At 66.1% G+C, this 9,504-nt stretch carries 7 protein-coding genes; 5 read left to right on the top strand and 2 right to left on the bottom strand.

Annotated elements, in window-relative coordinates:
• Positions 1–687: xanthine dehydrogenase family protein subunit M (locus FHY05_RS17015; protein ID WP_183945635.1), on the top strand; the 687-nt coding region annotated here is incomplete at its 5' end.
• Positions 684–2,894: an aldehyde oxidoreductase molybdenum-binding subunit PaoC gene (gene paoC / locus FHY05_RS17010; protein WP_183945634.1), complete on the top strand. Its 2,211-nt coding sequence runs from the start codon at positions 684–686 to the stop codon at positions 2,892–2,894. The genes FHY05_RS17015 and paoC, both read left to right, overlap by 4 nt.
• Before the next feature lie 28 nt (positions 2,895–2,922).
• Here the strand turns inward: paoC and FHY05_RS17005 are convergent, their stop codons facing one another.
• Positions 2,923–4,260, bottom strand: coding sequence for a cellulase family glycosylhydrolase (locus FHY05_RS17005; protein WP_221191268.1), 1,338 nt, complete (start codon positions 4,258–4,260; stop codon positions 2,923–2,925).
• Positions 4,261–4,855: 595 nt separating this feature from the next.
• On the opposite strand from FHY05_RS17005, the gene FHY05_RS22895 reads away from it, so the two are divergent.
• On the top strand, positions 4,856–5,191 hold the full coding sequence (locus FHY05_RS22895) for a hypothetical protein (RefSeq protein WP_183945633.1): 336 nt from the start codon (positions 4,856–4,858) through the stop codon (positions 5,189–5,191).
• A gap of 58 nt (positions 5,192–5,249) precedes the next feature.
• On the opposite strand, the gene FHY05_RS16995 is transcribed toward FHY05_RS22895, so the two are convergent.
• Positions 5,250–5,810: a MucR family transcriptional regulator gene (locus FHY05_RS16995; protein ID WP_183945632.1), complete on the bottom strand. Its 561-nt coding sequence runs from the start codon at positions 5,808–5,810 to the stop codon at positions 5,250–5,252.
• Positions 5,811–6,073: 263 nt separating this feature from the next.
• On the opposite strand from FHY05_RS16995, the gene FHY05_RS16990 reads away from it, so the two are divergent.
• On the top strand, positions 6,074–7,093 hold the full coding sequence (locus FHY05_RS16990) for an SDR family oxidoreductase (RefSeq protein ID WP_183945631.1): 1,020 nt from the start codon (positions 6,074–6,076) through the stop codon (positions 7,091–7,093).
• Between the two features lie 88 nt (positions 7,094–7,181).
• Positions 7,182–9,335 (top strand): xanthine dehydrogenase family protein molybdopterin-binding subunit, encoded by a 2,154-nt coding sequence (locus FHY05_RS16985; protein ID WP_183945630.1) that lies wholly within the window; start codon positions 7,182–7,184, stop codon positions 9,333–9,335.
• The last annotated feature ends 169 nt before the right edge of the window (positions 9,336–9,504 follow it).

The raw sequence follows: 9,504 nt of genomic DNA, 5'->3' as shown, positions 1-9,504 counted from the left end.
GTGCTCAGCCGCGCGATCCTGGCGGGTGCCTCGGGGCAGCTGCGCAACAAGGCCTCGACCGCGGGCAACCTGCTCCAGCGGACGCGCTGTCCGTATTTCTATGACACCAACATGGCGTGCAACAAGCGCAAGCCGGGCGACGGCTGCGCCGCGATCGGTGGCTACGCCCGGCAGCTCGCCATTGTCGGCGGCTCGGAGACATGTATCGCGACCTACCCGGGCGACATGGCCGTGGCGTTGCGCGTCCTCGACGCGGTGGTGGAGACGGTCAGCGCCGACGGTACCACAAGATCGATCCCCATCGCCGATTTTCATCGCCTGCCGGGCGAGACGCCGCAGCGGGAGACGGAGCTGAAGCCGGGTGAACTCATCACCGCGGTGACGCTGCCGCCGCCAATTGGCGGCCGTCACGTCTATCGCAAGGTGCGCGACCGTGCGTCTTACGCCTTCGCGCTCGTCTCCGTCGCCGCAGTCATACAAACCGACGGTAGTGGACGCGTCGCCTTCGGCGGCGTCGCGCCCAAGCCGTGGCGTGTCGGGGCCGCAGAGACGGCGCTGCGCGAGGGCGCCGGGACGGTGACGCGGCGCGCCTTCGCCGACGCGCGTCCGACAGAGGACAACCGCTTCAAGCTCACGCTCGCGGAGCGCACGCTTCATGCTGCGATCGCCGAAGGAACACGCGCATGATCTTCGATGCTCCCGCAGGCAAGAACCCGACCGACCAGATGAAGGTGCTCGGGCAGCCGCTCGACCGCTACGAGGCTGCGGCCAAGACCACTGGCACGGCGACCTATGCCTATGAATGGCGCGATGTCGCGCCGGACTTCGCCTATGGCTACATTCTGGGTGCAGCGGTTTCGAAAGGCCGCATCGCGACGCTCGACACGCTCGCGGCAGAGCGCGCCCCCGGTGTCGTCGGAGTCGTCACCCACCGGAACGCGGGCAAGCCGGGTGTGGGCAAATTCTACGTGCATCGCATGCTCGCCGCGCCCGAGGTCGATCACTACCACCAGCCGGTCGCGGTCGTGGTGGCGGAAACGTTCGAGCAGGCCCGTGCCGCGGCGGCGCAGATCCGGGTCACCTACGATCGTACCGCGGGTAGATTCGACCTCGAAGCGCAGAAGGGATCGGCACCCATCCCGCCGCAGGGCGAGTTCGGCGGCCCGAACGAGAAGCAGGTCGGTGATTTCGCCGCAGGCTTCGCCGGCGCCGCGGTCAAGATCGACGAGACCTACGTGGTTCCCGACCAAGCACATTGCATGATGGAGCCGCACGCGACGATCGCGCGGTGGGACGGCGACCGGGTCACCTGCTGGACCTCGATCCAGCAGATGAACTGGGGCACGCGCGATCTCGGCGCCATTCTCGGCATCCCGAAGGAGAGTATCCGGCTGATCTCGCCGTTCATCGGGGGCGGGTTCGGTGGCAAGGGCACCGTCCAGATCGACCTCGCGCTCGCCGCGATCGCGGCACGTGTAGTCGGCAGACCGGTCAAGATCGCGCTCCAGCGCCCGCTGATGTTCAACACGACCATCCATCGACCCAAGACGATCCAGCGTGTGCGTCTCGGCGCAGGTCGCGACGGGCGGCTCGTGGCGATCGGGCACGAGAGCTGGTCGGGCAACCTGCCGGGCGGGCGCACCGAGCCGACGGTCGCGTCGACGCGAACGCTCTATGCCGGGGCCAATCGCCTCACCGTGATGCGGCTTGCTACGCTCGATCTGGCGGAGGGTAACGCGATGCGAGCCCCTGGCGAGGCACCCGGTCTGATGGCACTCGAAGTCGCGATGGACGAGCTCGCCGAGAAGCTCGGCATGGACCCGATCGAGCTGCGCATCGTCAACGATACGCAGGTCGATCCCGAGGATCCGAACAAGCCGTTCTCCACTCGCCAGTTCGTCCGCTGTCTGCGCGAGGGCGCCGAGCGCTTCGGCTGGTCGAGGCGCGATCCCAAGCCGGCGCAGAAGCGCGAGGGCGAGTGGCTGATCGGCATGGGCATGGCGGGCGCGATCCGCGCCGGCAAGATCGCCAAGGCTGGCGCACGCGCGCGGCTCGAACGCGACGGTCGCGTCATCATCGAGACCGACATGACCGACATCGGCACCGGCAGCTACACGGTCGTCCAGCAGACCGCAGCCGAGGTGATGGGGATCGCGCCGCATCAGGTGGTCGTGAAGCTGGGCGATTCGAGCTTCCCCGAGACGCCGGGTTCGGGCGGCCAGCAGGGTGCACCGTCCGTGACCGCCGGGACTTACGCCGCCTGCATGGCGCTGCGCGAGGTGGTGGCGAATAAGCTCGGCCTCAACGCGCCCGACGTCGCCTTCGCGGGCGGACAGGTCGTGAGCGGCGGTCGCTCAGTGCCGCTGGGCGACGCGGCGCGTGACGCTCCCGTCGTCGTCGAAGATCACATGACCTTCGAGAAGATGGCCGATGCCTATCAGCAGCAGACCTTCGCGGCGCATTTCGCCGAGGTTGCGGTCAATGCCTATACCGGCGAGGCGCGCGTGCGGCGCATGCTGGCGGTCTGCGCGGCAGGGCGGATCCTCAATGCCAAGACCGCGCGCAGCCAGGTGATCGGTGGCATGGTGATGGGAATCGGAGCGGCGCTCACCGAGGAGATGACGGTCGATCGGCGCTTCGGCTTCTTCGTCAATCACGACCTCGCCGGCTACGAGGTCCCGGTGCACGCCGACGTGCCCCACCTCGACGCCTGGTTCATCGACGAGGTCGATCCGACCGTCTCGCCCGTGAAGGCGAAGGGCGTCGGCGAGCTAGGTCTGACCGGCGTGGCGCCCGCGGTCGCGAATGCCGTCTACAACGCCACTGGTGTGCGCGTGCGGGAGTACCCGCTCACCCTCGACAAGCACCTCGATCGACTGCCAGCAATGGCCTGAGCGACTGCTCGAGCGAGGCGAGGTGGCGCTACGGCAGCTTCGCCACTGCCCTCGCATGGTCGACAATCGTTCGGATGGTGCTGTCACCTTGGAAGACGCCGTACCACCCTTGGGGCTCGTGCGGCGGATCACCCATGTACTGGTGGTCGCCTTCCTTGAACCGGTAGTCGGGATGCTGGGCACGAGCCTCCCCGTTCCAAGCCCAGAAGTTTGTACCGACAATCGGGCCGCCCTCCCTCATGCTCTTCAGAGCCGACGAGTAGATCTGCCCATAGAAACTATCCTTGTACTCTGTCGATGCCGCCGGGTCGTTGCTACCACGATCCCGAGGGTAGCCGAACTCCTCGATGATGAGAGGCTTGCCAAGCCGTGTGGCCAAATCGATGTGCTTGGTTACATAATCGGCGGTCAGCGCCTCGCCGCGCGCGGAGGTGCCGGGCAGATCGTTCTGATCGACCCACGTCCAGTTGTTCGGCCAGATATGAGCCGTCAGGTAGTCGATTTCGGAAGGGGCGTGCTCGGCAAGGACGATCTCCGGCTGCTCCAAGGCACCTTTGAGTCCCTCGCTTCCGGTAGAAACGAGATGGTTTGCATCCAACGACTTGATGAAGCGGGCGGTCTCCCGAACCCACCGGTAGAAGACCGGCAGGTCGGCGTGCGCGACATCGCCAGCGGGCCGTGGCTCATTGGCAAGCTGCCACGCCATGATCGTCGGATCGTCGTGATATCCCACCCCCGTGATCTTGTTTGTGCGCGTGACAAGCGCCTTGATCCAGTCGCGGTACAGCGTGTTGGCTCGCACGCTTCCGTAGAAGCTCGCGTTGGCATTCGCGAAGGCAGGCCATGGGTGCGCCGGATCGTTCATGTCGATGAAGCGACCGCCATCGACGTACGACAGGTACGTCATCATGCCGCCCGACCACTCCCAGAAGTTCGTCAGGCACAGGACAGCACGGATGCCTCGCCTTCCCATCTCGACCAACGCGTAATCGAGGCCACTGAGCAGCGTCTGATTGAAGACGCCTGTGGCATTGCGGAAGCCAGGCTTGATGGAGTTGCGCAGTGGCCCCTCCTCTGCCGACGCCATGATGCGAAGGTTGCGCACGCCCATCGCCGCAAGCGCATCGAGTTCGCGCCCGAGACGTGCCCGGTCGCCGAAGGGGGCGTCCGCCCCGAGATATGCCGCGTACCACATGTTGGCGCCCACGAAGCGATAGGGCTGATCACCCAGCATCAGGCGCGAGCCCTCTCGCCGAACGAACGCGCGCTGGTCAGAGCGCGATCCGCCCCGGCGGGGCAGCGAGGAGCATCCCGCTGTCATAACGCCGGCCAACAGCAAGGAGCGGCGATCAATCCCGATCTTCAACTATCTTCCCCCTCAACTGACGCTCGTTCCACGTTCGCCGACATATGACCGCCATGCTGGACGGGCGGCGTCTCCGCAACCAGCCGCCACATTTCCCTCTCCGCGCGACCTTCGTCGCCCGCACGGAGGGCGTTCACCAACGCCGTATAGATTGGCACCTCGTCTGGCCGGTGATCGCGTCCAGCTCCCGCAAGCAGGAGCCTCTGATCAGCTGCCGCCGCTACCGCTGCTTCCATTGCCACGAGGGCGGGACGGTGAGCCGCGATCAGGATGTGCTCGTGGAGGATGCGGATGGCACTGCCATGCTGCTCAGTTCTGGCGCGACGCCGCCTGATCGCCCCCAACGCTCCTCGCAACGCATCCATTTGGTCCCGTGCCTCGGCCTGCTCGCGATTACATGCTCCCCCGAAACTCCGCCAGTTTGCGCTAGAGTCCGCCTTCGTCGGGGGACGGACGTGAAGAAGACAAGGTCCAGCGAGGAGCATATCATCGCGGTACTGCGCGAGCAGGAGGGCGGGATGAAGACCGCCGCTGTTCGTAGGTAGCATGGCGTCAGCAGCGCGACGCTCTACGCCGGAAGGCGAATTATGGCGGCATGGACGGGTCGCAAGCACGCAAGTTGACGGTGCTTGTAGTCGAGAATGTCCGGCCGAAGCGGCCGCTGTCGGACGCGATGCTGGACAACGCCGTCCTCAAGGAGGCGGCAGCGAAAAAACTGGTGAGGCCTGCCGCTCGGCGGAAGGCCGTCGAGCATGCGCGGCAGTTGTTCGGCAACAGCGAGCGTCGGGCCTGTACCATCTTCAGCGTGGACCGGACGTCGACGCGCTATGCGCATCGGCGATCCACGACGCCGCGGAGCACCGCCGGCAGCGTTGGTGGAACAGGTCTCGGCTTCGGGCCGTGCGCGACATCTTGGGGGATCCACGTCTGACCAGACGGGCCGTCGTTTACCCGGCTGCCAACTCGTCCAGGCCCACTGCGAAGCGAGCCTAAGTGCGGATACCCAGCGTCTTGCGTGCGGCGCCGAGTGCGGCTTTGCCGCCCTTCTCCACGTTGCCGACGACGTCCTCGGCTACCTGCTCGATGGCAGCGCCGACACTCTCCGCCGCGCTCGCAGCCTTTCGCCCCAGCCCGATCTGCTTGGCCAGCGCGCGACGGCCCTCGCTATAGCCCGGTGCCACCATCGGGTAATCGGTCTTGAGGCTGAAACGCTCTCGGTACTCAGCGGCCGTGAGTCCGTGACTGGCGAGATGGCGCTTCAAGCTGGCGTACGGCTTGCCGTCGATCATGCTGATGATGCGGTTGGGATCGGCGAGGGACTTGCGCACGGACACCGCCGGCACGTGCTCAAGCGCCGACGTGGCGCCTTCAGCCAGGGCAGGACTCGACAAACCAGACACAGCCTCGTGCATCGAGGTCAGGAAAGCGAGTACCTCGGCCGAGCCTGCGCGCGTGTGCGGATTGGTAAGCCAGGCGGTCGTCAACTCGGCGGCGAGCGCGATCGTATCCGCGCGCGCCTCCGCGCTTCGCTCAGAAAAGGTGGTGGTCATTCCCACGCTCTAGCGAGCCCGCATTTTGCCTGTCTAGTGATCAGATTGGCTCCACCCCGGTCGGCTGTGCAGTTCTGGGCTCTTGAGTGATCTCCCGGTATTAGGGTGCCCTCCTTCACCATGAGACGTCAGATACGCCGTCGATGAGGGCGGCTTGGTCTTGCTGTCGGCGGGATCGATGCGGCCGCGGACCGCACGAGAGTGGGAACTCGCGTCGATGCTGTCCTGTTAGGGCGGCAACCTCGTGAAAACAGGAAAATAAGATGAGCAAGGAAGCTGGAGACGATGCGTCCCACCTAGCGGGAGTGAGCCGTCGCGCCGTCGTGGGCGGCGCAGCGGTGGGATTGGCGGCGACCGCAGCAGCGGGATCGGCTCAGCAACCGGGCGTGGCATCATCGGCAGAGTCGCTGCCGGATCCAAGGACTCGGTATCCGCGTCCGCCCTTCGCCAAGCAATCCCAACCTTTCCCGGGTCTCGCCAGTAAGATGGACCCGCGACCCGATCACGGTGAGACCAGCTACAGGGGATCGGGCCGCCTCCAGGGCCGCAAAGCTCTCATAACCGGTGGCGATTCCGGCATGGGCCGGGCCGCGGCGATCGCCTTCGCTCGGGAGGGCGCGGACGTGGCGATCGCCTACCTCCCTGCCGAGGAACCCGACGCGCGTGAGGTCGTGGCGTTGATCCGGCAGGCCGGCCGAAAAGCGGCCGCCATCCCCGGAGACCTCAGAGATCGGGCGTATTGCGCCAGGCTCGTGGACACCGCCGTGAAACAGCTCGGAGGTCTCGATATCCTGGTCAACAATGCCAGCCGGCAACAACAACGACAGTCACTGCTCGAACTCACCGACGAGGATTTCGACGCGACCATGAAGACCAACTTGTATGGCATGTTCTATGTCACCAAGGCGGCGCTTCCGCACCTCAAGCCCGGGTCGGCCATCATCCAGACGACGTCCGAGCAGGCCTACGATCCATCCGAGAACCTCGTCGACTATGCGATGACGAAGGCCGCCATGATGAACTTCACCAAGTCGCTGGCGAAGCAATTGGGTGCGAAAGGCATCCGGGTCAACGGCGTCGCGCCGGGGCCGATCTGGACCCCGCTACAGGTCTCCGGCGGCGCGACGATGGAGAAGCTGGAACAGTTCGGAGCGAGCACTCCGCTCGGTCGTCCCGGTCAGCCCGCCGAGCTTGGCTCCATCTACGTCCAGTTGGCCGCCTCCGACGCGAGCTACGCGAACGGCCAGGTGTACGGTGCAGCGGGCGGTTCCGGTCAGCCCTGAGACTCACCGGCATGCTCGTCGCGAAGCGTTCACCTGCCATGGGACGTTGGCGCCAGCGAGCAGGACAATGTGCTGAGGTGCGGCGGACATGACGGACGCGTCGACGACATCGGGGATCGCGCGGGTCGGTGAACCGCTCAGGCGCGTCGACGGACCGGAGAAGGTCTGCGGACTCGCCGAGTTTCCGGGCGACGTCTCGCTCCCTGGCATGACCTATGCCGCGCTCGCGGTGAGCGCCATCGCCCGCGGACGTGTGACCTCGATCATGCGCGACGATGCGGTGTCGATGCCAGGCGTGCTCCTCATCCTGACCCACGAGGACGTCGGCGACGCCATCGGTCCAGTCGGCCATCTGATGGAAGGCGGTTACGCGAACAGCAGCTGGCGTCCTCTCGCGTCGCCCGAGATCCGCTACGCCGGGCAGATCGTCGCGATGGTGGTCGCCGTATCGCAGGAGATCGCGGTCGCGGCGGCCGCGTCCCTCCGGTTCAGCTACGCCGGCCAGTCACCCGTCGCTTCCCTGAGAGATCCGCGGTGCGAGACCGCGAGGCTGGCGGATGTGAGCGCCGAGCATCACGATCGCCGGAAAGGGGACCTCGAGGCCGCGCTCGGCAGCGCCGCCGCGCAGATCGATGCGCACTACTCGACCCCGATCCAGCATCACAACCCGATCGAACTACCAAGCACCATTTGCCACTGGGAGGGCGACCGCCTCACGGTGTACGAGCCGACGCGCTACCTCGGCGCCGCGCAACACGGGCTCGCCGCACAGCTCGGCATCGCTCCCGCCCAAGTGCGCGTCGTGTCCCGCTTCATCGGCGGCCATTTCGGCTCCAAGCTCGCCCTGTCGCAGCACACCGCGATCTGCGCCCTGGCCGCGCGACGGCTCCATCGACCGGTTCGTCTCGAGGTCAGTCGTCGGGATCAGTTCACGGTGGCGAACCATCGTACGGAGACAGAGCACCGCGTCCGCCTCGGGGCGACGTCGGAAGGTCGGCTGGTCGGCGTCGGGCACGAGGCCGCGACCGTCAGCTCCCGCTTCGACGATTTCGCGATGGAGGGTACCGACGTGAGCACCGCGCTGTACGCGGCGGGCGCCGTCACGGCCGAGGAACGGATCGGGCGGGTGGATCGGAACACGCCCGGTCCGATGCGCGCGCCGCCTGAGGTGCCGTTCCTCTTCGCGTTGGAAAGCGCGATGGACGAACTCGCACATGCGCTGGAGATGGACCCGCTCGAGCTGCGACGGCGCAACGACACCGCCGTTGATCCGGTCACAGGAAAGGCATTCACGACACGCCCGCTGATGCGCTGCTTCGACGCGGCGGCGGCCGCGTTCGGCTGGTCAGATCGTCGCGCGGAGCCACGAACCACGCTGCGAGATGGCTGGTGGGTCGGCTATGGCTGCGCGGCAGCGGCGCGCCCGGTCAAGATCGGCCCGGCTTCGATCCGGGTCGTGCAGGATGTCGACGGGAAGGTCCGCGTCGAAACCGCGCACCACGAGATCGGAAACGGGCTGTACACCCTGCTGGCCACGATCGCTTCCGAGCGACTCAGCGTACCGCTAGATCGCGTCACGGTCGTACTTGGCGACACGGCTCTACCACCCGCCGGCATCTCGGGTGGCTCATCCACGACAACGAGCTTGGCGAACGCGTTGGCGAAAGCCTGTGCGGGCCTGCTTCGCAAGCCCGAGCGGCCACGCGAGATCAGTTTGGACTATCTGCCCGCGGGCGCGAAACCTGACGCTATAAGTGCGCTGCGTACCGGCCACATCAAACTTCTGACGCTCCCTGAGAGCAAGCTGGCTTGGGCCTTCGGCGCGCATATGGTCGAGGTTCGCGTGCATGCAGCATCAGGCGAGGTGCGAGTGCCGCGCCATGTCGGAGCCTTCGCCGCGGGGCGAGTGCTCAATCCGATTTCCGCACGCAGTCAGTATCTTGGCGGCATGGCATGGGGGTTAAGCTCCGCGCTGCTGGAGAAGACGGAAGTGGACCCACGCACGGGCGTCTACTTGAACCGCGATCTCGCCGAGTATCTAGTTCCGACATCGGCCGACGTCGCCGAACAGACCGTCATCATGGTGGACGACGCCGACGCCACGGTGAACGCTGAGATGGTCAAGGGATTGGGTGAGCTCGGCATTATCGGTGTTGCCGCGGCTGTCGCCAATGCAGTCTTCAACGCCACCGGCGCGCGCCTGCGAAACCTACCGATCAGGGCCGAAGAGACGTTGAACTAAGCCTTCCAGCGAGCGGAGGCCGCGCTGCGGCCTGATTGCCTGATCCAGCGAAAGGTCGACCGTAACGACCGGAACGTAGCCCGGCCTCACGCTTACTGTCTGATGTTCGCTGGTGTCCCCGGCGCGAGCTGGGAGACGATCGTGCCGACAAGAAGGTAAGGCTGATCGT

It is taken from the genome of Sphingomonas sp. BK580, assembly GCF_014194975.1.
Taxonomy (GTDB): Bacteria; Pseudomonadota; Alphaproteobacteria; order Sphingomonadales; family Sphingomonadaceae; genus Sphingomonas.
This window is presented reverse-complemented; position numbering and strand designations above follow the sequence as displayed.

Bases quoted from the DNA above. Each gene is read 5' to 3' on its own strand.
- paoC (WP_183945634.1), top strand. From the start codon at position 684: ATGATCTTCGATGCTCCCGCAGGCAAGAACCCGACCGACCAGATGAAG.
- FHY05_RS22895 (WP_183945633.1), top strand. From the start codon at position 4,856: ATGGACGGGTCGCAAGCACGCAAGTTGACGGTGCTTGTAGTCGAGAAT.
- FHY05_RS16995 (WP_183945632.1), bottom strand. From the start codon at position 5,810: ATGACCACCACCTTTTCTGAGCGAAGCGCGGAGGCGCGCGCGGATACG.
- FHY05_RS16990 (WP_183945631.1), top strand. From the start codon at position 6,074: ATGAGCAAGGAAGCTGGAGACGATGCGTCCCACCTAGCGGGAGTGAGC.
- FHY05_RS16985 (WP_183945630.1), top strand. From the start codon at position 7,182: ATGACGGACGCGTCGACGACATCGGGGATCGCGCGGGTCGGTGAACCG.